This is a genomic window from Microbulbifer sp. MCCC 1A16149, assembly GCF_050368945.1.
Taxonomy (GTDB): Bacteria; Pseudomonadota; Gammaproteobacteria; order Pseudomonadales; family Cellvibrionaceae; genus Microbulbifer.
In genome coordinates this window covers 1,318,999-1,342,689 of record NZ_CP185959.1, presented here as the reverse complement: position 1 = coordinate 1,342,689, position 23,691 = coordinate 1,318,999, and the positions used below count along the sequence as shown (strand labels likewise).

The following is a 23,691-nucleotide window of genomic DNA, read 5'->3' as shown; positions in this document are numbered from 1 at the left end:
CTGTGGGGCCGCCTTTCTTCTGATCCGTGAAGGATCGAAACTAGATGCCTCAGGGGCTCAACCGCTCGATCTGCCACTCGCCACCGTCCAAAGCACGGTACACAAAACGGTCGTGCAAGCGCGACGCACGCCCCTGCCAGAACTCCACTGCATGGGGTTGTACCCGGTAGCCACCCCAGAATTCGGGGCGCGGTACGTCCTGTCCATCGAATCTCTGGCGACAGGCCTCAAAGTTTTCCTCCAGCAATTTTCGCGAAACAATGGCATCGCTCTGGTGTGACGCCCAGGCGGCAATCTGGCTGTCTCGCGGACGGCTGCTGAAATACGCATCCGCTTCAGCGTCACTCAACAGCTCGGCGGTGCCGCGCACAATCACCTGGCGCTCGAGAAAATGCCAGGGAAACAGCAGCGACACCTTGGGATTGGCGGTAATGTCCCACGCTTTCTGGCTTTTCAGATTGGTATAGAAAACGAAGCCGTGCTCACCGAATCCCTTCAACAAGACAATGCGCTGAGACGGCTGGCCGCTCGCGTCTGCGGTACTCAGGCACACTGCACTCGGGTCGGAAATATCGGCCTTCACCACCTCTTCTAGCCAGGCGCGAAACTGGCTGATGGGATCCTCCGCCAGATCGCTTCGCTGCAGCCCGCCGCGCAGGTAGTCCCGTCGCCACTGATCAATTTCCATCGCTGTCATATCCTTACCACTGGTTCATTGGCTGTTTCTGAAAAGTCTGCCTGCAAGTTTACGCAGTTGTGTGCCAAATCCCAATTTGCGCAATTTTCCCCGTCACAGGCTGTGACTACACTCAATTATCCGGCGTATTCCCCGGCGGAAACGCAGAGTCTGCGGACGCTTGCAGGGTGCATGTTGGCCCGCTAGGCTCCGGCGCAAATCTGATAGAAAACCTGATCATCCAACTGATAAAAACCCACAAGAGAGTCGGGGTATCGTCCATGCACACGGCTGAACATCAAGATCCACAAAACCCCTCCTGCGCCCAGGTACTGATGCACCTGCTGCGCCAGTACGACGTCGATACCGTATTCGGTATTCCCGGCGTGCACACCATCGAACTGTACCGGGGCCTGCCCGGCAGTGGCTTGACCCATATCACGCCACGCCACGAACAGGGTGCAGCCTTTATGGCGGATGGATATGCGCGTGCCAGCGGCAACCCGGGGGTTTGCTTCCTGATTACCGGCCCGGGGGTAACCAATGCTGCAACGGCCATGGCGCAGGCCTACTCCGACTCCATTCCCATGCTGGTAATCAGTGCCGTCAACCGTCGCGAGGACCTCGGCATGGGCCGCGGTCGCCTGCACGAACTGCCGCGACAGCAGGACGTGAGCCGCGGTTTCTGCATCTGGCAGCACGCACTGACCAGTGCACAGCAACTGCCGGAAGTGCTCGCGCGTGCTTTCCAGTTGATGCGCGGCGGTCGACCGGGCCCGGTGCATATCGAAATCCCCATCGACCTGTTTCCGGCGCCCATGCCCGGGCAACTGACAGATTACCGCGCCGCCCCGGCACCGAGCCTGCCGGGCACGGAAAGCAATACGATTGCCACCGCCGCCGATTGGCTCAGCTCTGCAGAAAAGCCGGTGATCCTGCTTGGCGGTGGCGCACAGCGGTGCGGCAAGGCCGCCACTGAACTGGCAGAAAAACTCGCCGCACCGGTATTCGAATCCCTCGCTGCCAAAGGCATCGTAGACGAACGCCATCCCCTGTGTGGCGGCGCCAACCTGAGCTTTGCCTGCGTGCGCGAGCGCATCGAATCTGCCGATGTGGTCCTCGCCGTCGGCACCGAGCTGGCGGAAACCGACCGCAATCTGGTGCGTGAAAACTACCAGTTCCGCGGCAAACTAATCCGGGTGGATATCGACCCCGCGCAACTGGTGTGCAATGCGCAGCCAGACCTCGCTATCTGCGCGGATGCGGGTATCACCCTCGCGAGTCTCACTGATGCGGTCACCGATAGCGGGGAACCCCGCCGACAGTCGGCCGCGGCGGAAGTGGAATCCCTGCTGCATGCGTGTCGCACAGAGTGGTGGCCGGGATCCGAGGAGCGCTTACCCTGGGTACAGGCCCTGCGCGATGCGCTGCCTGCAGAGGGCATTCTGGTAACCGACTCCACACAGCTGGCCTACAACACCAACCACGCCCTGCCCCTGTACCAGGCGCGCAGCCACATCACCTGCACTACCGGCTACGGCACGCTGGGTTTCGCACTGCCTGCCGCCATCGGCGCAGCCCTGGCGAGCCCGCGCCCGGTGATCGGACTGATTGGCGACGGCGGTATCATGTTCACCCTCGGTGAACTGGCTGCGGCGGTGGAGCAGAAACTGGCACTGCCAATCCTGGTATGGAACAACAGCGGCTACGGTGAGATCCGCGACTTTATGGATGAAGCCGAGGTTGAACAGGAAGGCGTCAATCTGCACGCACCGGATTTTGTCACCCTCGCCCGCGCTTTCGGTGCCGAGGGCTGCCGCATTGATCGCCCGGAACAATTGAGCGAAGCGGTGGCGGAAGCATTCGCGCGCAAGGGCCCGACATTGATCGAGCTCACCGCGCCCTGAATGCGATGATCAGCGCATCGCGATAGAAACTATTCAATGAGCCGATATGCGCTTCACCGCGGCATCTGCTCAGCCAAAATTCAATACCGGAAAACGACGCAATGGACGTATCAAAACTCAACACGAAACAGCTCTACATCAACGGCGAGTGGCGCGATTCCAAGGGCGGCAGCCTGCATCCCGTCATCAACCCCGCCACCGAAGAAGCCCTGTGCGAGGTAATCCAGGGTACGCTCGAAGATGTGGATGATGCAGTAGCCGCCGCCAAAGCGGCGTTCAAGGAATGGCGCCACAGCCGCGCCGCCAAGCGCCAGGCCCTGATGCACGCCATCGCCGACGGCATGGAAGCGCGTAAACAGGACCTGATAGACGCCGTATCCCAGGCCCTTGGCTGCCCGCCACACATTACCGAATGGCTGCATATCGATGGCCCCATCTACGCTATGCGCTACTACGCCGACCGCGCCGCACTGATGGAAGAAACCGAAAAAGCCGGCCACTCCGTGGTACTGAAAGAACCGGTAGGCGTGTGCGGATTTATCACCCCCTGGAACTACCCGCTGCACCAGTTCGTGGGCAAAGTGGCCCCGGCCCTCGCCGCCGGCTGCACCATGATCCAGAAGCCCTCGGAACTCACCCCGCTTCAGGATTACGTGATGGCAGAAATCATCGACGCCGCCGGCCTGCCCGCAGGTGTTTTCAACCTGGTACCCGGTGCCGGGCCGATCGTTGGCGCAGCGCTGTCCAGCCATGTGGATATCGACATGGTGTCCTTCACCGGCTCCACCCGCGCCGGTATCGAAGTGGCCAAGTCCGCGGCCCCCACGGTCAAGCGGGTTACCCAGGAACTGGGCGGCAAGTCACCGTTGATTATCACCCCCGATGCGGACCTGGAAGCCGCCGTGCGCTGGGGCTGTGAAGATGTCTTCATCAATACCGGGCAAACCTGCACCGCCCTGACCCGCATGCTGGTACCCGCAGAGCGTTACGAGGAAGCAGTAAGTATCGCCAAGAAGGTCGCCGAAGAAGTCGCGCTGGGTACCGGCAGCGACGACTTTATGGGCCCCCTCTCCTCCGCCCGCCAGCGCGACATCGTGCGCGGCTATATCGACAAAGGTGTCGCCGAAGGCGCCCGCCTGGTGGCCGGTGGCAGTGACACCCCCGAAAACTTCCCCAGCGGCTTCTACGTGAAACCGACGGTATTTGCCGACGTCACCAACGACATGGCCATCGCCCGCGAGGAAATCTTCGGCCCCGTCACCTGCATGATTCCCTACAAGGACTTGGACGAAGCCATCGCCATTGCCAACGACACCGAGTACGGCCTCTCCAGCGGCGTCTGGGCAAAAGACACCGAGGCAGCCATGCCCGTCGTACGCCGCATTGAAGCGGGCCTCTGCTTCGTCAACGGCGGTGAATTCAATTACGACGCCCCCTTCGGCGGCGTAAAGCGTTCTGGCAATGGGCGTGAATTTGGCGCAGCGGGCCTGGACGAGTTTATTGAACTGAAATCCGTGCAGCTTCCCGCATAAAGCTCTGACGCGCCGCCCATAGTGGCGGCGCGGTTGACTGAGTGTTCCGCCATCGCTATCTTTGCTCCCGACATCAAGAGAGTGGCTGACGCCAACGCCAACCTGCCTACCGGGGCAAGGTGGTTTCCCTTCACAGAATGTGCAGGGGATGGGGCTCTTGCTGGTAACCGACTTGTTCGGACCAGCTGTGCAATCCAACCGGGATACGATTTATTCAATCGTCTCTTCCGCCGTCAGCCCTCCAGAATTTTTGGAGGGAACATGTCCGAATTCCAGATTACCAGCACCGACGTTATCGAAATCCAGATTGCCCCGCAGCGCAGTCGCACAGCGGTCCGGGCGGTCAAACGCAATGATCGACAACTGTTGTGGCAATTGCTGTTCGACTCGACGGAAGATGCGCTGGCCTTCGCCACCCATTGCCGAGCCAGCGACGCACCAGTCACGGCCCACAAGGCCTGTGAGCTGGTTGGATAACTTATTTTCGTCAAAAAGGCGGGTGATCGTCATAGATGACGCCCCAACCTACACTTACGGCAGTTCACCGGCGGACTCTCCGCGAAGGTGACGCTGGCCGGTACAGCTTTGTGAGACCGTCTGCGGCCAGGACGGCCGCAGCCGAGCCCCCATGGATGGGTTCACGGCGTGTCTCACAAAGCTGTACCCGCCAGCGTCGCCGCCATAACAGTCGTTAATTGGGAAGACCTCCCCAGAACATAGCCCTTTTGCCAAAAGCACTACAGGAGCCAATAACAACGTCATGTCCAAGCCCGAGCAATTTTTCCAGCACCTGCGCGATGAACTGAAGCAGATCGAAGCCGACGGTCTCTACAAGCGCGAGCGCATTATTACCTCCCAGCAGAGTGCCGAGATCCAGGTCAACAACGACAGCCAGGTACTCAACTTCTGCGCCAACAACTACCTCGGGCTCGCCAACCACCCCGACCTGATCCAGGCCGCCAAAGATGGCCTCGACCAGTACGGCTTCGGCATGGCCTCCGTGCGCTTTATCTGCGGCACCCAGGACATTCACAAGGCTCTGGAATTCCAGCTGTCGGAATTTTTGCAGACCGAAGACACCATCCTTTACACCTCCTGTTTCGACGCCAACGGTGGCCTTTTCGAAACCCTGCTGGGCCCGGAAGATGCGATCATCTCCGATGCCCTCAACCACGCCTCCATCATCGACGGCGTGCGCCTGTGTAAAGCCAAGCGCTTCCGCTATGCCAACAACGACCTGGCAGATCTCGAAGAGCAACTGAAAGCCGCCGACGCCGCCGGCGCGAAAACCAAGCTGATCGCCACCGACGGCGTCTTCTCCATGGACGGCGTCATCGCCAACCTCAAGGGCATCTGCGACCTCGCGGATAAATACAACGCCCTGGTCATGGTCGATGACTCCCACGCCGTCGGCTTCCTCGGCCAGCACGGCCGCGGCACCCACGAATACTGCGATGTCGTCGAGCGCGTCGACATCATTACCGGCACCCTCGGCAAAGCCCTGGGCGGCGCCTCCGGCGGCTTCACCTCCGGCCGCAAGGAAATCATCGACCTGCTGCGCCAGCGTTCGCGCCCTTACCTATTCTCCAATTCCGTGGCGCCCGCTATCGTCACCGCCTCCCTGAAGGTGCTGGACATGCTGGTGGAAGGTGGAGAACTACGGGACCAGCTGCAGGAAAACTCCCAGTACTTCCGCAAGCGCATGACCGAAGCGGGCTTCACCCTCGCCGGTGCCGACCACGCCATCATCCCGGTGATGATCGGCGACGCCGCCCTGGCCCAGAAAATGGCCGACAAGATGCTGGAGAAAGGTATCTACGTGGTCGGCTTCTTCTACCCCGTTGTGCCCAAGGGACAGGCCCGTATCCGCACCCAGATGTCCGCGGCGCACACCCGCGATCAGCTGGATCGCTGCATCGATGCATTTATTGAAGTCGGCAAAGAACTCGAGATTATCTAAGCGGTATTTATGAAAGCATTATCCAAACTCAAGTCTGAACCCGGCATCTGGATGACCGATGTCGAGGTACCGGAGCCCGGGCACAACGACCTGCTGATCAAGATTCGCAAGACCGCCATCTGCGGTACCGATATGCACATCTATAACTGGGACGAGTGGTCACAGAAGACTATTCCGGTTCCGATGGTTGTAGGCCACGAATACGTGGGCGAAGTGGTCGGTATGGGCCAGGAAGTGGCCGGCTTCAAAGTGGGCGACCGCGTTTCCGGCGAAGGCCACATCACCTGTGGCCACTGTCGTAACTGCCGCGCCGGACGCCGCCATCTGTGCCGCAACACCTACGGCGTGGGCGTGGACCGCCAGGGTGCCTTTGCTGAGTACCTGGTGATTCCGGCACTGAATGCATTCAAGATCCCGGACAATATTTCCGACGAACTGGCCTCCATTTTCGACCCGTTCGGCAACGCGGTGCACACCGCACTATCGTTCGATCTGGTGGGTGAGGATGTCCTGATTACCGGTGCCGGACCTATCGGTATTATGGCCGCAGCCGTTGCCCGTCATGTGGGTGCACGCCATGTAGTGATTACCGATATCAACGATTACCGCCTGGATCTGGCGAAGAAAATGGGCGCGACCCGCACCGTCAATGTCAGCAAAGAAAAGCTCACCGATGTGATGAAAGATATCGGCATGACCGAGGGCTTTGATGTTGGCCTGGAGATGTCCGGCGTTGCCGCGGCCTTCCGGGATATGCTCTCCGCCATGAACCACGGTGGCAAGATCGCGATGCTGGGGATTCCCCCGGGTGAAATGGCGATCGACTGGAGCCAGGTGATCTTCAAGGGCCTGATCCTGAAAGGTATCTACGGCCGGGAAATGTTCGAGACCTGGTACAAAATGGCCAGCCTGATTCAGTCTGGCCTCGACCTTTCCCCGATCATTACTCACCAGTTTTCCGTAGATGAGTTCCAGACTGGTTTTGACACCATGGGTTCGGGTGAATCGGGCAAAGTTATTCTTAACTGGCAGTAAAACGACGTTCGGGTTTTCCGGGTGCACCCCCGGTACAGCCCGGTGACGGGCGAGCACTGGGTATTCGTTTTCAAAACCGCTATGAGTACATCCCTGTACGCTGCGTCGGCGACATCCCTGTCGCCGACGCTTTTGAAAACGAATACCCAGCACTCCCCCTTCGCATCTGACATCAGTCCAATTTGTGGAGCCACAACCATGCTCAGAGTCATCGGTGTACTGATCTTCGCGCTAATCCTTCTCGGCCTGGCAGGTCACCTGTTTTACAAAAATAAAAGCCGTGAAGAAACCAGTCATATCCAGCCTCACTTGCAATATCATGTTGCTGGAAGCGACATTAAATCCCTAGCTTCCTGATCAGACGCGTGCTGGTCGTGCCCTGCACCAACAGGGAAAATAGCACCACACCAAACACCATCGACTGTACTGTCCACCAGTAGGGCAACTCTGTTGGCAGCGACAGTACCAGCGCCACCGCAATCACCCCGCGCAAACCACCCCAGCTTAAAATCAAGCGCCAACTCTGCGGAATGGGCGGCCCTACGAAGCGAGCCAGTGGGGCCAGCATAAATACCGCCAATCCCCGCGCACCAATTGCCGCCACAATCGCGATGATCATCGCCAACCATTGATCGCTAAACATCTTGAAGGTAATCACCAGGCCCATGATTACAAAGATCAGCGCATTAAATAAAAGGCCAAGCCACTCCCAGGTCGGCGCCGCGTGGGTTAAATAGGTTTCCTGCTGCTCGCGTAAACAGGCCCGGGAAACAATCGCACAGACCATTACCGAAAGAATCCCCGAAACACCCACCACGTGCTCCGCCAGATAAAAGCTACCGAACGCGGCCAGCACCAGCACCACCAACGCCGCACCTGCCGACCCCAAAAAAAGAATGACGATTGCAGTGAGCAGGCCACACAGTGTGCCCACCGCCAGGCCGCCAAAAAACAGTACCGAGAAATACAGCGCAAAACTGCCGGCACCGGCAACCGTCTCGCCGGTTGCCACCGCACCTTCCATCACACTGTGACTGGCAATGCCCAGAATAAAAGAGAACAGTACGACTGCCACCGCATCGTTGAACAGGCTCTCCCCTTCCACCAGGGTCAACAACTCCTCATTGGCATGGCTCTGGCGCATCCGCGCGATAATCGAAACGGGATCGGTAGCCGCGAGAATGGCACCGGTGAGCAACGCCGCGATCCAGGGGAAGCCTGTGGGGTGATGGACACCGTAGTACACCAACACCGCCGTGATCAGCCCGCAAATCAGCACCCCCAGCGTGGCGAACAGTAAAATCGGCCCTAGCCAGCGGAACAGAACATCCGGGTCAATTTTCCAGGCGGATTCAAAAATCAGCACCGGCAGGATCACGAAAAACACCATCTGGTGAATATTCTCAGCACGCAGCCCGGTGTCGTAATCGAGTACCGGTAGCAGAACACCGGCGAGCACACCGGCAATCAGGCAGCCCAGTGTATTGCCGCGCTTCAGTATCCGCGCAATGGCCAAACCGACTACCGCGGCCACCGCCATATACAGGCCCTGCCCCACCAGAGTGGTTACCCCTTCCATGGTCTTCTCCCGCTGTACGGTTACTGGGTTCCGCGATCCGAGGCGATCAGGGATTTGGGTGGCACTTCCGGTACCAGGTCGGACAGAGGTACCGGTGTGCCGCGCTCGTTGATGACCTCTACATGGGCGCGTCGCAACTGGCGCGGTTCCGGCACACCGCAGGAGTGGGCCAGCATACCCACCTCGTGTTCCATATTGTGCGCGTAATGGTAGACCCGCTCCGCCTTGTCCATGGGATCCAGGCCCTGCTGCAGGTCCGGGTTGTGGGTAGTAACGCCCGTGGGACAGGTATTCTTGTTGCACTGCATGGCCTGAATACAACCCAGCGCAAACATGAAGCCCCGTGCACAATTGACGAAATCCGCACCCATGGCCAGCGCCCAGGCCACCATGGATGGGGTGAGCAGCTTACCGGCGCAGATGATCTTGATGCGTTCCCGCAATCCATACTGGGTAATCAGGTCGACCACCATCGGCAGGCTGCGATTGATCGGGAGCCCCATATAATCCATCAGGCTCTGGGGGGCCGCGCCGCTGCCGCCATCGGCACTGTCGATGGTGATAAAGTCCGGCGCAGAATTCGGTCCGCGCTTCTGAATCGTTTCACACAGCTCGTGCAACCAGTCGCTGTTGCCGATCACGCACTTGAACCCGGTGGGTTTGCCGGTCACCTCGCGGATGTGGCCAATCATATCCAACAGCCCGCCCACATCCCGAAACTCCGGGTGCCCGTTGGGACTGATGGAATCCATACCCACCGGGATACCGCGCACATGGGCAATTTCCGGCGTGACCTTGATGCCTGGGAGAATCCCGCCCTTACCGGGCTTGGCGCCCTGGGAGAGTTTCAGCTCGAACATCCGAACCTGTTCGTGCGCCGCCACCGCGCGCAACTTGTCATCGGACAACCTGCCCTCCTCATCGCGCACACCGTATTTGGCGGTACCGATCTGAAATACGATGTCGCAACCGCCTTCCAGATGATGCGGAGAAAGCCCACCCTCACCGGTATTCAACCAGATGCCCGCCTTGGCCGCCCCCCGGGACAGCGCGCTGACCGCCGGCACCGACAGCGCACCAAAACTCATACCGGAAATATTGAAAATCGAGCGGGTGGTATAGGGCCGTCGGGCCACACCCTCGCCGACGGTCACTTCACGGGGCGGCACCGCATCCTTGGCCAGGGTGGGAAACGGGTGATTGAGGAATACGATATCCCCGGGCTGATTCAGGGGCCTGGTGGAACCAAACGCGAGTGTGGAATCCACGTTTTTTGCCGCGCGATACACCCAGCTGCGCTGGGCGCGGTTAAACGGCATTTCTTCGCGGTCGAGGGCAAAAAAGTACTGTCGAAAAAACTCGCCCAGGTGTTCAAACTGATAGCGGAACCGCCCCAGCACCGGAAAATTGCGCCGGATGGCCTGCTTGGTCTGGCTCACATCCGACAGATACAGGTACACCACGTACAGCACCAGCACCACCAGCCCGAAGGCAAACAGCATCGCAAACACCTGCAATACCTTGACGGCAAACGCGTATATCGCCGCAACAGCCTGAAGATCCATTCCCTGTTCCCTACATTGAAACCACTTGAACACAACCCAAAACTATTCGGTCATTGTATGTGTTCACGGCCCCTCTTGCACAGTCCCGGGACCGGCAATAAACTGTACAAACATACAGCACCCCACGAAAGACATGGCCAACGATTCACCAAGTAATCCCCGCAGTACCCTCAAGGGCCGGGGTGCCGTCAGCAACCTGGCCGGTCGCTTTGTGGACCAGGTGAGCAGCCGCGAGAGCGATGGCTGGGAAATGGCGCTGGAGCCTGTGGAACGGATCGAAACCGTGGCCATCGAGGAGAAGGCGAAGTCGATCATAGCCACCAACAACTCGCCGGATATCCCCTTTACCCAGTCCATCAACGCCTACCGTGGATGTGAACACGGTTGCGTGTACTGTTATGCCCGTCCGGCACACGCCTATATGGACCTGTCACCGGGGCTGGATTTCGAAACACGCCTGTTTTACAAACCCAACGCAGCCGAATTGCTGGAAAAAGCGCTGCGTAAAAAAGGCTACCGGTGCAGTCCCATCGCCATGGGCACCAATACCGACCCCTACCAGCCACTGGAAAAAGACAAGCGGATCACCCGCCAGATACTGGAAACCCTGCAACGCTACCGCCATCCCGTGACCATCGTCACCAAGAGCCAGCTGATTCTTCGCGATCTGCCGGTACTCGCGGAAATGGCCCAGGACAACCTTGTGCATGTGGGCATCAGTGTGACCACCCTGGATAACGGGTTAAAGCGCAAACTGGAGCCCCGCACCGCCGGGCCCGCGGCGCGCCTGCGTACCATCGAGGCTTTGGCCGCTGCCGGGATACCCACCGCAGTTATGGCCGCCCCCATCATCCCCGCACTGAACGACGCCGAGCTGGAAAAAATACTACACAGCGCCCACGGTGCCGGCGCGATTCACGCGGCGTATATCCTGCTGCGGCTGCCTTTTGAAGTGGCGCCACTGTTCCGACAATGGCTGCAAGAGCATTACCCGGAACGTGCGGAGCACGTCATGAGCATTGTGCAGCAGAGTCGTGGCGGCAAGGACAATCAGAGCGAGTTTGGACAACGACAACGGGGCACGGGAGTATTCGCGCAGTTACTGCAGCAGCGCTTTCGGGTAACCTGTCGCAAACTGGGGCTGAACGAACGAAAGTTGGATCTGGATTGCACTCGGTTCACTCTGCCGCCTCAGTCCGGCGATCAGCAGAGCCTTTTTTAATCTGGGAAACTGTTTTGTCTGGCTGGTTTGTTTATCTGATCCGCACCAAAAATGGCAGCCTGTATACCGGTGTTACCCGGGACGTGGCACGCCGCTTCGAGGAGCACAACAGCGGTGGCCCGAAAGCCGCAAAGGCGCTGCGCGGGCGCGGACCACTGACGCTCGCCTTTCACTGCGCCATGCGCAGCAAATCCGATGCCTTAAAACTGGAAGTGGAAATCAAGCGCTGGCCCAAGCGCAAAAAAGAGCAGTTGATCGCTAACGGGCCAGCTTTCCTGAGAGAAGTTTTGGGGGAGGGTTACCAGGGAATGGTCGTGCCATCGTAATTATAGAAGTGGCCACTACTAGTCTCGTCCGCTTCCAGCAAAACTTTCTTCAATCCCGCCACACTGTCCTCTACGGATATCAGCGCATTCGGGCCACCCATATCGGTTTGTACCCAGCCGGGGTGCAATGCCAGTACCTTGATACCCTGCTCCGCGAGGTCAATGGAGAGACTTTTTGCCACCTGGTTTACCGCGGTTTTTGAGGAGCGGTAGATATAACCACCACCGGAACCGTTGTCGCTGATACTGCCTACCTTGCTACTGAGGATTCCCACCACCTTATAGTGCCCGTTCGCCATATGCGGGTAAAAAGTCTCCACCAGTTTGTAGGGGGCGATGGTGTTGGCTTCCAGTACCTTGCGCCACTCCTCCGCATCCACACTGCCCAGCCCTACCCCTTTGGGGCCGTAGTAGCCGGCGTTACTGACCACGACGTCCAGGGAGCGGCCCTCCAGGTCCTTTGCCAGCTCGGCCATTTGCGCGTAATCGGTCACGTCCAGGCCGTGGATCTCGATATTGTCGTGGGCCTCGGCGAGCTCGCTGAGCTCCCAGGCAGCTGAAGGATTGCGGCAGGTGGCGACCACCTGCCAGCCATCCGCGGCAAATTGCCGGGTCATTTCCAGACCGATACCGCGATTACAGCCGGTGATGAGAATCGTGCCGGGCATACTCCCTCCTCTGGTGGTATTCTTGCGCGTTCAGATGATATAGCAATCAAAGTACCTATGTATTACTCACTCGGCGACCTCGTGTGGCTATTCCTGATCGGCCTGGCGGCCTGGTACTTCTGGGCCGGCATGGCGGCAAAGGATCGCGTGCGCCGCATCGTCAAGAGCCACTGTGCGGACACCGGTGTACAACTGCTGGACGATACCGTAATGCTCGCCCGCACCCGCCTGAAGCGGGATCGCAGTGGCCAGGTGCGCCTGCAGCGACAGTACGAATTTGAATTCACCTCTACCGGGGAGCGCCGCTATGGTGGTGTCGCGGTGCTGCACGGCCAGCGCGTGAGCCAGATCCAGCTGTCTCCGTTCCACATGAGCTGACGCCCCGCAACCCGATACAGACGAAGACACCAATATGCAGAAAGGCATCTATCGCCACTACAAGGGCAATCTCTACCATTTGATGGAAATCGCCACCCACAGTGAAACCGGGGAACAACTGGCCATCTACCGGGCTCTGTATGATGAATTCGGCGTGTGGGCACGCCCCCTGGCGATGTTTTCAGAAACCGTGGAGAAAGACGGCCAGACGATACCGCGCTTTGCGCTGGAAAAAGCCCTGGACTGACCCGGCCCCACACCACTTCCAAAACCAGAAAAACAAGGTCCACAAGACCGGACACAATAAGGATAATCGGTGAACAACAAGCAGATCCTGATTTACGGTGCCTACGGCTATACCGGCGAGCTGATCGCACGCCAGGCGGTGGCCCAGGGCCTGAAACCCATTCTCTCCGGCCGCAGCGCGGCGAAGCTGCAGCCTTTGGCCAACGAGCTGGACCTGCCCGCCATTGCCGTCAGTCTCGACGACGAAGAAACCCTGGTGCGTACCCTGCGCGATGTATCCGTCGTCATCCACTGTGCCGGCCCCTTCTCCGCCACTGCAGAACCGATGATGCGCGCCTGCATCGCCAGCGGCACCCACTATCAGGATATCACCGGCGAAATGGCCGTATACCAGCAGGCCCACGCCCTCGAAGCCGAGGCAAAAGCCGCGGGTATCGTGCTGTGCCCCGGTACCGGCTTTGATGTGATCCCCACTGATTGTCTGGCGGCAGCCCTGCACAAGGCCATGACCAGCGCAACGCACCTCACCCTCGGATTTGATTCAGATTCCGGCCTGAGTCCCGGCACGGCCAAGACCTCCATCGAGAGCCTGGGTGTGGGCGGCGCGGTGCGCCGCAATGGCAAGATCGAGGTGATTCCCCACGCCGCGCTGACTCGCAAGATCAACTTTGGCCGCGGCGAGAAGTTCGCGGTGGCAATCCCGTGGGGCGATGTGGCAACCGCCTACTACACCACCGAGATCCCCAATATCGAGGTATACATCCCGATGAGCCCGCGCCGGGCGAAAAAGATGGGCCACCTGAACAAGTTCCGCTGGCTGCTGCGTATGAACTGGGTACAGAACTGGCTCAAGGGCAAGGTCGACAAGAAAGTGCGCGGTCCCTCGGAGAACAAGCGCGCGGAGCAACAGACCTGGGTGTGGGGCGAAGTGCGCAACGATCGCCGCGGCGAGCGCCGGGTGGGCCGTGTCGTTACCGCCAATGGTTACGATGTGACCGTGCACGGCTCTATTGCCGTGGCGCAACACCTGCTGGGCTATATGGGGCTTGGCGGCTACTACACCCCGTCTAAACTTTGCGGCCAGGAGCTGGTGGAAAAACTGCCCGGATCCGGCGCGATCAAGATCGGCATCGACTGAACACGCTTTGCAGGAGCCTGCCTTACAGGCTCCTGCACCCTAGCGGGCAGGTTTCACGGACCTGACACAATTCGTTCAAGCCAGCGCAACAAATGCTTCGTACTTTTACCGTATGCGAAGCTTACCTATCACTCTGAAAACGGTAGATGTCTCCCTGGTCCTGCGTATGGCGGAACGGGCGACACGGCCGGCCTCCCGCAGGAACTACCTGCTGCTCTCCCGCTCTGCCGACGGCTGGCTGTATCTGTTTTCCCCCCTGCTGATCGCGCTGGTGGATACCGACGCTGCACTGCGATTCTTTTACGCATGCGCCGCGGCCTACGCCATTGAACGCTCACTCTACTGGACCATCAAGAACACCACCCGACGCAACCGTCCGCCGGAAGCCATTCCCGGGTTGCGCTCGATCATCGTCGCCAATGATCGATTCAGCCTGCCTTCCGGCCACACCTCCGGCGCCTTTCTGTTTGTCACCGTGCTGAGCCAGTGCCTTAACCCCCTGTGGGCCCTGGGTTACTTCTGGGCCGCCGGTGTGGGCATGTCGCGGGTGGGGCTCGGTGTCCACTTCCCCACCGATGTGTGCGCGGGCGCGCTCCTCGGAACCTGTGTGGGCTTTGCGGTCAGCGGTACTCTTGTGTGAATGCGATCTGAAGGTGATGTAACGGCGATCTAACGCCGACATCTCGCTGCGCGAACAGCCCCCCAACCCACATGCAAAAACCTGTCTGCTCAATCGGAGAAAAACTTTGAAAATACTCTACGGCGTTCAGGGTACCGGTAACGGGCACCTGTCCCGCGCCCGGGCCATGGCAGAGGCGTTTCGCCAGTTCCCCGACCTGGAAGTCCAGTGGCTGTTCAGTGGCCGTCCCCCGGAAAAATTCTTCGCCATGGAAGCATTCGGTAATTACTGGTGGCGCGAGGGGCTCACCTTTGTGCACAAAGAAGGCAAGATCGACCAGTTTGCCACCGGCCGCCAGCTCAACCTGAGCCGCCTGCTGAAAGACATACGCGAATTACCGGTGCAGGATTTCGATCTGGTGATCAGCGACTTCGAACCGGTCACTGCCTGGGCGGCGAAGAAACGCAAGCACCCGAGCCTGGGCCTCGGTCACCAGTACGCGTTCAACTTCTCCATTCCCACGCCTTCCTTTGGCTGGGCCGCGCGCGCGATCATGAAAATGTTCGCACCGGTACAGGTAAGCCTGGGGATGCACTGGCACCACTTCGGCCATCCGATCCTGCCGCCGATTGCCCACGCGCACGAGGAGCCCGCGCCCGCGCAGCAGGAGCACGTGCTGGTCTACCTGCCGTTCGAGCACGCGCAACCGCTGTTGCAACAGCTGGCGCAGGTACCGCAGCGGTTTATCGTGTACGGACTGCCCACCGACCTGCCAAAAGCCGAAAATATCACGCTCAAAGCCCCGTCCGTGGACGGCTTCCGCCACGACGTGGCCACCGCCAGAGCCGTGATCTGCAACAGCGGCTTCGAGCTGATCGCCGAGACCCTGACCCTAGGCAAGCCGATACTGACGCGTCCACTCAAGGGACAGTTTGAACAGGAAGCCAACGCGCTGGCGCTGGAAGAATTACAGCTCGCCACTGTGGTGCCCCAGTTCGATGCCACGACAATCGGTCACTGGCTGGAGAAACACCCTGTGGGCGTGCGGATCTGCTGGCCAGACGTGGCCGGCGCGATTGTCTACTGGTTGGCCAATGGACGCCGCAACAGCCCTCAGGAGCTTGCCGAAAGCTTGTGGGAGGCCGTAATTCCCGGCAACGCGGCCACGGCTTCTTCGGGCTCGCAAAGCCCCCAAGCCACGGGGCGAACGGAGGCTATACGGGATATCAAGGGTAGCGAAAGCACGTGAACCGGCGCCATGGATCAGTCCCAGATAGCCCTGCCACCAACAGATGCCAGTAGCCATTACCTGCAATGTCATTGCCCGTTTTTACACCACTCCATAATCTGGCCTGAGCGACAGTAATTGATGATTGCGAAGGATGTAGTGAAGATGAGCGAGCAACTGCTGAACAACCGGGATATCGAATTCCTGCTGTACGAATTTCTCGATACCGAAGCGCTGCTGCAACGCCCGCGCTACAGTGAGCACTCCCGGGAGGTGTTCAACGCGACCCTGGAAACCGCGCAGACCATCGCCAGGAAGTATTTCGCTGATCACTACACCAAGGGGGACGCCAACGAACCCACGTTTGATGGCGAAAAGGTCACCCTGATCGAAGAGACCCGCAAGGCATGGGACGCCTTTGCCGAAGCCGGATTTCTCGCCGCCCACTATGATTTCGACGAGGGCGGCATGCAGTTGCCGGAAGTGATCCTGCGCACGGCAATGGCCCATATCAGCGCGGCAAATGTCGGCACCGCGGCCTACCCGTTCCTTACCCTGGGCGCCGCCAATCTGGTGCGCAGCTTCGCCAGTGAACAACTGCGGGACACCTACCTGCCACCGATGATGGATGGCCGCTACGCCGGCACCATGGCGCTGACCGAACCGGACCAGGGGTCGGCCCTGGCAGACATCCGCACCACCGCCACCCCCGCCGACGACGGCAGTTACCGGCTGCGCGGCCAGAAGATGTTTATCTCCGGCGGCGATCAGTCAATTACGGAAAACATCGTGCATATGGTGCTGGCGCGCATCAAGGATGCCCCGCCCGGGGTAAAGGGGATTTCCCTGTTCCTGGTGCCGAAAATCATTCCCGGTAAAAACGGCGAAGCGGATGCCCGCAACGATGTAAAACTCGCCGGCCTGCTGCACAAAATGGGTTATCGCAACACCACTTCAACAGTGCTGAGTTTTGGCGAAGATGCGGGTAGCGAAGGCGGCGCGGTCGGCTATCTGGTGGGCGAACCCCACCGCGGACTGCACTACATGTTCCAGATGATGAACGAGGCCCGTATTGGCGTCGGCAGCGGTGCGGCGGTACTGGGTTACCGCGGTTACCTGCACGCCCTGCAATACGCCAGGGAACGCCCCCAGGGACGTATGCCGTCCAACCGCGATCCGCAGTCCAGGCAGGTTCCGATCATCCAGCACGCCGACGTGCGGCGTATGCTGCTGATGCAGAAAAGTTATGTGGAGGGTGGCCTGGCACTGTGTTTCTACGCCTCTTCCCTGGTGGAGGACGCCCACAGCGCCACAACGCCTGTAGAGCGGGAAAGGGCAGCGGAGCTGCTCGACCTGCTCACCCCCATTGCAAAGTCCTGGCCGTCCAAATACTGCCTCAAGGCCAACGATCTCGCGATCCAGGTACTGGGGGGCTCCGGCTATATTCGCGAGTATCCGCTGGAACAGCTTTACCGCGACAACCGCCTCAATCCCATCCACGAGGGCACTGAGGGCATCCAGGCAATGGACCTGCTCGGGCGAAAAGTGCCGGCAAAAGGAATGGCCGGATACCAGATCCTGACCCAGGAAATTCACAAAACCCTGTCTGCCTGTGCTGGAGACAAGGCTCTGCAATCACTGGTGGAAGGGCTGAATTCGGGACTGAATCAGCTGAATGGTATTTCCGAAAACCTGTTACTGCAGATGTCTGCAGACCCCGACCGGGGCCTGGCCAATGCCACGCTGTACCTGGATGTTTTCGGGCGCGTGGTGGTGAGCTGGATCTGGCTGAGACAGGCCGCCATTGCCTCGGAAAAGCTCGCACAAGACCCTGCACTCAGTGCCGAGGATGAGGGTTTTTACCGGGGTAAACTGCAGGCGGCACGTTTTTATATCGAGTGGGAATTGCCGGAGATCACCCCCCAAATCGCGCTGCTGGAGTCGGCCAATTCAGTGCCTTTCGACATGCAGCAGGAGTGGTTCTGATTACCCGCCGCGGTCAATCAGCCCCCCTCCATTCACCGCGTTAGAGGTTGTGGCGCGCCTGCTCCCGCTTCAGGTGCGCCACTGCCTCACGCATGGTGGTGACCCAGTAGCGGTCCGGGTGCGCGGCCAGGTGATCCAGTAACTGCTGGTGCGCTTCGGACGTGACCTCAATGTAGTCTCCGCCCACCCCGTGAAACATATAGCCCACCAGGCTGTGGTTATCGCGCGCCGCTTCTGCCACTTCAATTAGTTCTTCCGCGCTCTTGTCCGCCCCGTCGAAGGACGCGAGACGATATAGATCTGTGTTGTCCCGCTGGTGCTGGCCGTCATCGGAATACAGGCGTGCGCCGCTGACCAGCTTCTTCAGGGCCGGAACCACATTCTCACCGCCAGCAAGCATGTCACCACAGGGGTAGGCAAAAGTGCGCTGCTTTTTGCCATCGATCGCCTCCAGCATATTGTTGGTAGCCTGCACTTCCTCAGCAAACTGTTCCAGGGAGTAATTGTCCAGATCCTGCCAGGGCTTTACCCAGCTGCGGTTGGAGAGGGATTTGCGACAGGGATGGTACAGCATGTGGTTGCCCAGCTCGTGACCGCGCTCGGCCGCGCGCCGCCACTCATGCATACGCAAGCGGATGGAGGGGCGCGCCCCACTGATGTAGAAAGTGCCGGGCAGGTTGAGCTGGTTCAACTGCGGGATGGCGACGTCGAGATGGGAATCCAGGGCATCGTCATAGGTGAGCACCACGGCCACTTCTGCGCCCCCGGGCCACGGGGAGTTTTGCTCTGCGCCAGCAGCTATTGACCACAGGGCAAGCGTGGCAGCGAGTAGTTTCCCGAAGAGTGGAGTTTGCATCTAAATTCCCTTTTTTAAATTCCCTTTTATAAATTCCCTTACCAGGCCCTGGAACACCCCGTCCAGGCCGCGCCGTGTCAGAGGCTGATCCGCAGGGTCAAGCCGCCGAGATCCGCATCACCACGATCCTCTGGAGGCACCGTGGCGATCTTACCGTGATAACTCTCCACAATATCCACCACCACCGCAAGTCCGATCCCCTGCCCCTGTTGCTGCTGGTCCGCGCGCACCCCGCGCTGCACCACTTGCCGCCACTGGGTTTCACTGAGTCCGGGGCCGTTGTCGGATACCAGAATCTCGAGACCGCGTTGATCCGCGGTATTTTCGATCTTGACCAGCAGGCTGCCACCGCCGTACTTGTAGCCGTTGTCCAGCAGGTTGCCGAGCATCTCCATGAGATCCCCCTCATCCCCGTAAAACAGTACCGAATCATCGCACAGCAGCTCCGCATCCACAGACTTGCCGCGGTAGACCTTGTCCAGGGCCGAGAGAATCTTTTCCGCCAGTGGCTGCACCTTTACCCCGCGTAAAATCGACTTGGGTGAAGTCGCTACCGCGCGTTTCAACTGATAGCTGATAATACTGTCCATGCGCTGGACCTGCTCGGCCAGCGCAGCCTGGGCACTTTGTGGATCGGTTTTGGTGTCGAGCCCTTTCAATACCGCCAGCGGCGTCTTCAGGCTGTGGGCCAGGTCGCCGAGGGTATGCCGGGTCTTCTCCCGCTGGCGGCGCTCGTTTTCGATCAGCAAGTTGAGGTTGTCGGTGAGCGGCACCAGCTCGCGGGGAAAGCGCCCCTGCAGGGTATCGCTACCGCCCTGCTGCATTTCCTTCAGTGCCCGCGCCACCTCGCGCAACGGCGCCAGTCCCCAGCGCAACACCAGCAGCTGGACCGCGATCAGTGCCAGCGCGCCGATTCCCAGCCAGCGCCACAAAGTGCCACTGAACTGGTTCACCTGGGCGTAGAGCGGCGCCGCGTCCTCGAGAATCACAAACGTAAACTGCAGTTCATTTTCCAGCCCCCAGGCAATGCCCTGGCGGAAACTGGTGTACGGCGTATCCAGGTCCGGCAGCTGGACTTCGGCAAATACCTGCTGCCCCTGACGCAGGGGCAACGGCAGTGGCAGTGCAGAAAAATTAGGCAGGCTGAGGGCCGACTGGGAACGCCAGATTACCCGCCCCCGGGCATCCATCACCGCACCGATCAGACCGGAATCCGGCTGGTTGAAACGCTGCTCCGGCAGGTTTAGCGGCAGATGCAGGGTGTCTCCATCCGGTTCCGCCACTGCCAGCAGGGTGTAAATATGCAGCTGTAATTCACGCGCCTTGGCTTCGTCCAGCGAGGTCCGGTAGGCGCGCTCCAGCACGCCGGACAGTACCGCCAGAAACACCAGCAAAACCAAGGTCGCTACCAGGGAGAGCCGGCCGGAAAGGGAGTGCCACCAGCGCGAGAGGGATATACGCGCGCGGGGCATCGACGAGATACGTCGCGAAAGCGACTGGAGCCCGCGCGCTAGCATGGAGTCAGCCCGCTTCAGCGGTGAATCGATAGCCGCGACCGCGCAGGGTTTCGATGGGTTTTACACCGCCCGCCGCGTCCAGTTTTTTACGCAAGCGGCCGATAAACACTTCGATCACATTGCTGTCGCGATCGCAGTCCTGCTCGTAAATATGCTCGGTGAGGGTGGTTTTCGACACCACCTCGTCCGGGTGTAGCATCAGGTATTCCAGTACCTTGTACTCGAACGAAGTGAGCTCCAGCTCACTGCCGGAGACTTTCACTCGCTGGGCACTGGTATCCAGCTCGATGGGGCCGGCATTAATGGTGGGGGAAGAAAAACCGGCAGAGCGGCGCACCAGCGCGTTCAGGCGCGCCAGTAATTCTTCGGTGTGGAAAGGCTTGGTCAGATAGTCGTCACCACCGGCCTCGAGTCCCCGCACCCGCTCCTGCCAGTGGCCGCGGGCAGTAAGGATCAGGATCGGGAAATGCCGCCCTTCCTTGCGCAGGGTTTCGATTACCTGGATGCCGTCGATCTTGGGCAGGCCGAGATCCATTACGGCCACGTCATAGGGATACTCGCGGCCCAGATAAAGGGCCTCCTCCCCGTCCGGGGCATCATCTACCGTGTAACCTGCACTGCGCAGGGATGAAGCCAATTGTTCTCGCAGGGCGTACTCGTCTTCCACCAACAGTGCGCGCATAAAATATCCTCTGCCTGTTATCTATCGGTGTGGCACTCAGCGGGAAATACGCCCGCTCGCTTTGTCCACATACACCACATAGACCTGACTCTTGTCAGAAAGTCCCTTCACCCGGTACATGCTGCGACCATTGCGCTGTACTTCACTGATCGCCAGGATCTTGCCACCGTAACGCTTCTTCACGATGGCTGCCGCCTGGTCCCGGGAAATACTGCGCTTTTGCACTCGCACGGTGGCCAGTGGCTGCACATTGAGATAGTGCAATCCGCGCTGTGTCGGCTCCGCAACCGCAGCCCGCAAGTCCTTCTGCTGCCCGGCATAGAGCGGAGAGGCAATCAGCGCGACCAGCAGGCCGGTCACCAGTACCATCACAGCTTTTGGGGTAGCGGGAAATTTCACAATGCAGCTCCTGTTATTCTGAATACACCGGTCGGACTCCATCAAAGGACCGGCGTGACGTCTACGCGTACCCGGATTCTATCTCCAGGATGCCGGTCAGTGCGAATTAGATATTCCTGACCGTTATAGCGGTAGTTTACGTCATATCCTACCAATTCCCGACGGGTGCTGACTTCTTCGACAACCTGGCAGCGCTGCTGGGTGCCGTACTGCACCGGTGCATTGTGGCGACTGACGGCGCTGCCAATCATTGCGCCCACTGCCGCACCCGCCACTGTACCAGCACCTTTGTTGCCGCGATGGTAATGACCGTGACGGCCGCGCCCATGGCGATAGCCACGGGCGGCATCGCGCCCGACGGCGGCGCCGATCAGGCCACCGATGATGGCGCCCGCAGGGGAAGGTTGCTGGTAGGTAACGGTCTGGTCCCAGCACTGGGTGCGCGGTTCGACCACTTGGATATCGTTGTAGATGGGGGTCACGCCGGTGACGATGGCGTAATCGTAGCCGTCCTGGCCCTCGTAGTAACCGCTCTCACCGGCGTTGCTGTGGGCACTGACACCCACCAGGCTCGCGGTCAGGCCGGCAAAGGCCAGTTGCTTGATAAGTCTTTGAATATTGATCATGTGCAGTGCTCCCTGAGACCCGGGCTGTGATGCCCGCTGGCGGCCGCCGCCCGCTCCGGGTACGGCAATCCGCGTCTGTTAAACGGCCTTTCCAGCCGATGGGAGCACTTTAATCCCGGTAGCCTGAATCCTTCCTGAACTCGGTGGAACTTTTTACGGAGTGCTTACGCTACCTCGGCGGATACGCTTTTCGGGCCCAGCCAGCGCTGGGTGAGCGTCCCTGCGGTCATGGCACCATTCACATTGAGCGCGGTGCGCGCCATATCGATCAGCGGCTCCACGGAGATCAGCAGGGCTGCGATCTGTACAGGCAACCCCATGGTGGGCAACACCACCAGCGCGGCAAACGTCGCCCCGCCACCGACCCCGGCAATACCGAAGGAGCTGATCACAATCACTGCGATCAGCGAGGTCAGCCATACCGGATCAAAGATATTGATACCCATGGGAACCGCCACCATCACCGCGAGCATCGCCGGATAGATACCCGCGCAGCCGTTCTGGCCGATGGTGGCACCAAAGGAGGCAGAAAAGTTGGCGATCGCCGGGGAGTTTTTCAGTTCGTCGATCTGGGTTTCCACATTCAGCGGAATAGTGGCGGCACTGGAGCGGGAACTGAATGCGAACACCAGCACCGGCCATACCTTGGCAAAATAGTGTAACGGGCTGATACCGTTCACCAGCAACAGTATCCCGTGCACGATAAACATCAGGGCGATGGCGACAAATGAGGCAATCACGAAGTTGAACAGATTAAAGATATCCGCCCAGCTGGATTTCGCGATCAGTGCAGTGACCAGCGCCATCACCCCGTAGGGGGTGAACGCCATGATCAGGCGGACAAGCTTCATAACCCAGGCCTGGGCCACGGACACGAAATGCTCGATGGCCGCCCCCTGCTCCGGGTTTTCCCGCCGCACGCCCAGTGCAGCGAGGCCGAGCAATACCGCAAACACCACCACCGCAATCACCGAAGTGTCGCGCGCACCGGCAAGGTCGGCAAAGATATTACGCGGGATAAAAGAAGTAAGGATCTCCGGGATACTCAGGTCGCTGACACGGCCGATACGCTCGTTCAGCACCTCGACACGCGCCGCTTCCCGCGCACCTTCCACCAGCCCCTCAGCGGATAGCCCGAACAGCCAAGCGATCACCACGCCGATGAATGCAGAAATAGCCGTAGTACCCAGTAGCACCGCCAGTACCGAGCCACTGATTTTACCCAGAGAGCGGGTGTCACTGACTTTGACCACCGCACTGAGAATCGAGACCAGCACCAGCGGCATTACCAGCAGGTGCAGCAGGTTGACGTAGCCATCCCCAATCAGACCCACCCAGTCGAGCACCCACGGCGTGTCTACGCCCCACCCCTGCAGCAGGTGCATAAAGCCACCAAACAGCACCCCCAGCAGCAGGCCGGCGAACACCGCCGGCGCCAGGGAATTGCGGCTGCGATGCCAGCGCGCCAGTGGCCAGATAAGGAAGAGGTAAAACGCGAGGAGAAGAAACGCACTAAGCTGCACGGAATTTGAGTCCCAATTTACAA

General features: G+C 59.7%; 23 protein-coding genes and 1 riboswitch. Of the genes, 12 read left to right on the top strand and 11 right to left on the bottom strand.

Going from position 1 to position 23,691, the window contains the following annotated elements; all coding sequences use genetic code 11:
* Window positions 1–49: 49 nt before the first annotated feature.
* Complete coding sequence (pdxH, locus tag ACONT6_RS05630) at window positions 50–688, bottom strand: pyridoxamine 5'-phosphate oxidase (protein WP_428821477.1); 639 nt, start codon at window positions 686–688, stop codon at window positions 50–52.
* Between the two features lie 269 nt (window positions 689–957).
* On the opposite strand from pdxH, the gene ACONT6_RS05625 reads away from it, so the two are divergent.
* Entirely contained in the window at window positions 958–2,583 is a 1,626-nt protein-coding gene (locus ACONT6_RS05625) for a 5-guanidino-2-oxopentanoate decarboxylase (RefSeq protein WP_428820794.1), read from the top strand.
* 101 nt (window positions 2,584–2,684) lie between these two features.
* Window positions 2,685–4,115 carry an aldehyde dehydrogenase family protein gene (locus ACONT6_RS05620; protein ID WP_428820793.1) on the top strand — a complete coding sequence of 477 codons (1,431 nt, stop codon included), beginning with the start codon at window positions 2,685–2,687 and terminating at the stop codon, window positions 4,113–4,115.
* A gap of 65 nt (window positions 4,116–4,180) precedes the next feature.
* Window positions 4,181–4,296, top strand: a riboswitch (SAM-I-IV-variant riboswitch).
* Between the two features lie 29 nt (window positions 4,297–4,325).
* On the opposite strand, the gene ACONT6_RS05615 is transcribed toward ACONT6_RS05620, so the two are convergent.
* Window positions 4,326–4,625, bottom strand: coding sequence for a hypothetical protein (locus ACONT6_RS05615; protein WP_428820792.1), 300 nt, complete (start codon window positions 4,623–4,625; stop codon window positions 4,326–4,328).
* 250 nt (window positions 4,626–4,875) lie between these two features.
* Between ACONT6_RS05615 and ACONT6_RS05610 the strand changes: the two genes are divergently transcribed.
* Together ACONT6_RS05610 and tdh are read left to right on the top strand one after the other, a co-directional pair.
* Window positions 4,876–6,075, top strand: coding sequence for a glycine C-acetyltransferase (locus ACONT6_RS05610; RefSeq protein ID WP_428820791.1), 1,200 nt, complete (start codon window positions 4,876–4,878; stop codon window positions 6,073–6,075).
* A 9-nt stretch (window positions 6,076–6,084) separates the two neighbouring features.
* Window positions 6,085–7,110: an L-threonine 3-dehydrogenase gene (tdh, locus tag ACONT6_RS05605; RefSeq protein WP_428820790.1), complete on the top strand. Its 1,026-nt coding sequence runs from the start codon at window positions 6,085–6,087 to the stop codon at window positions 7,108–7,110.
* 337 nt (window positions 7,111–7,447) lie between these two features.
* Here tdh and ACONT6_RS05600 read toward each other — a convergent pair whose 3' ends face one another.
* Window positions 7,448–8,689: a cation:proton antiporter gene (locus ACONT6_RS05600; protein ID WP_428820789.1), complete on the bottom strand. Its 1,242-nt coding sequence runs from the start codon at window positions 8,687–8,689 to the stop codon at window positions 7,448–7,450.
* A gap of 20 nt (window positions 8,690–8,709) precedes the next feature.
* Window positions 8,710–10,254, bottom strand: coding sequence for an FMN-binding glutamate synthase family protein (locus ACONT6_RS05595; RefSeq protein ID WP_428820788.1), 1,545 nt, complete (start codon window positions 10,252–10,254; stop codon window positions 8,710–8,712).
* A gap of 133 nt (window positions 10,255–10,387) precedes the next feature.
* Between ACONT6_RS05595 and ACONT6_RS05590 the strand changes: the two genes are divergently transcribed.
* Window positions 10,388–11,476, top strand: coding sequence for a PA0069 family radical SAM protein (locus ACONT6_RS05590; RefSeq protein ID WP_428820787.1), 1,089 nt, complete (start codon window positions 10,388–10,390; stop codon window positions 11,474–11,476).
* Between the two features lie 14 nt (window positions 11,477–11,490).
* Window positions 11,491–11,802, top strand: coding sequence for a GIY-YIG nuclease family protein (locus ACONT6_RS05585; RefSeq protein ID WP_428820786.1), 312 nt, complete (start codon window positions 11,491–11,493; stop codon window positions 11,800–11,802).
* On the opposite strand, the gene ACONT6_RS05580 is transcribed toward ACONT6_RS05585, so the two are convergent.
* Window positions 11,775–12,470 (bottom strand): SDR family oxidoreductase, encoded by a 696-nt coding sequence (locus tag ACONT6_RS05580; RefSeq protein WP_428820785.1) that lies wholly within the window; start codon window positions 12,468–12,470, stop codon window positions 11,775–11,777. The two genes, ACONT6_RS05585 and ACONT6_RS05580, sit on opposite strands and share 28 nt — an antisense overlap.
* A 57-nt stretch (window positions 12,471–12,527) precedes the next feature.
* Between ACONT6_RS05580 and ACONT6_RS05575 the strand changes: the two genes are divergently transcribed.
* The 6 genes from ACONT6_RS05575 (at window position 12,528) to ACONT6_RS05550 (ending at window position 18,065) form a co-directional block, all read left to right on the top strand.
* Entirely contained in the window at window positions 12,528–12,848 is a 321-nt protein-coding gene (locus ACONT6_RS05575) for a DUF3301 domain-containing protein (RefSeq protein WP_181253658.1), read from the top strand.
* Between the two features lie 34 nt (window positions 12,849–12,882).
* Window positions 12,883–13,095 (top strand): DUF1653 domain-containing protein, encoded by a 213-nt coding sequence (locus tag ACONT6_RS05570; RefSeq protein WP_078084587.1) that lies wholly within the window; start codon window positions 12,883–12,885, stop codon window positions 13,093–13,095.
* A gap of 69 nt (window positions 13,096–13,164) precedes the next feature.
* On the top strand, window positions 13,165–14,232 hold the full coding sequence (locus ACONT6_RS05565) for a saccharopine dehydrogenase family protein (RefSeq protein ID WP_428820784.1): 1,068 nt from the start codon (window positions 13,165–13,167) through the stop codon (window positions 14,230–14,232).
* A gap of 112 nt (window positions 14,233–14,344) precedes the next feature.
* Window positions 14,345–14,872: a phosphatase PAP2 family protein gene (locus tag ACONT6_RS05560; protein ID WP_428820783.1), complete on the top strand. Its 528-nt coding sequence runs from the start codon at window positions 14,345–14,347 to the stop codon at window positions 14,870–14,872.
* 106 nt (window positions 14,873–14,978) lie between these two features.
* Window positions 14,979–16,100, top strand: a complete 1,122-nt coding sequence (locus ACONT6_RS05555) for an MJ1255/VC2487 family glycosyltransferase (RefSeq protein WP_428820782.1) — start codon at window positions 14,979–14,981, stop codon at window positions 16,098–16,100.
* 144 nt (window positions 16,101–16,244) lie between these two features.
* The gene (locus ACONT6_RS05550) at window positions 16,245–18,065 is read left to right on the top strand and encodes an acyl-CoA dehydrogenase (protein WP_428820781.1); all 1,821 of its coding nucleotides are present in this window, start codon (window positions 16,245–16,247) and stop codon (window positions 18,063–18,065) included.
* Between the two features lie 40 nt (window positions 18,066–18,105).
* On the opposite strand, the gene ACONT6_RS05545 is transcribed toward ACONT6_RS05550, so the two are convergent.
* From ACONT6_RS05545 to ACONT6_RS05520, 6 genes are all read right to left on the bottom strand, one after another.
* Complete coding sequence (locus tag ACONT6_RS05545; protein WP_428820780.1) at window positions 18,106–18,921, bottom strand: polysaccharide deacetylase family protein; 816 nt, start codon at window positions 18,919–18,921, stop codon at window positions 18,106–18,108.
* 77 nt (window positions 18,922–18,998) lie between these two features.
* A complete protein-coding gene (locus ACONT6_RS05540) occupies window positions 18,999–20,438 on the bottom strand; it encodes an ATP-binding protein (RefSeq protein WP_428820779.1) in 1,440 nt (479 codons plus the stop codon).
* A gap of 4 nt (window positions 20,439–20,442) precedes the next feature.
* Window positions 20,443–21,120, bottom strand: coding sequence for a response regulator transcription factor (locus ACONT6_RS05535; protein WP_181253665.1), 678 nt, complete (start codon window positions 21,118–21,120; stop codon window positions 20,443–20,445).
* Between the two features lie 36 nt (window positions 21,121–21,156).
* Window positions 21,157–21,519 carry a PepSY domain-containing protein gene (locus ACONT6_RS05530; RefSeq protein ID WP_158078606.1) on the bottom strand — a complete coding sequence of 121 codons (363 nt, stop codon included), beginning with the start codon at window positions 21,517–21,519 and terminating at the stop codon, window positions 21,157–21,159.
* A gap of 41 nt (window positions 21,520–21,560) precedes the next feature.
* Entirely contained in the window at window positions 21,561–22,145 is a 585-nt protein-coding gene (locus ACONT6_RS05525; RefSeq protein WP_428820778.1) for a glycine zipper 2TM domain-containing protein, read from the bottom strand.
* Between the two features lie 164 nt (window positions 22,146–22,309).
* A complete protein-coding gene (locus ACONT6_RS05520) occupies window positions 22,310–23,668 on the bottom strand; it encodes an L-cystine transporter (protein WP_428820777.1) in 1,359 nt (452 codons plus the stop codon).
* Window positions 23,669–23,691 lie beyond the last annotated feature (23 nt).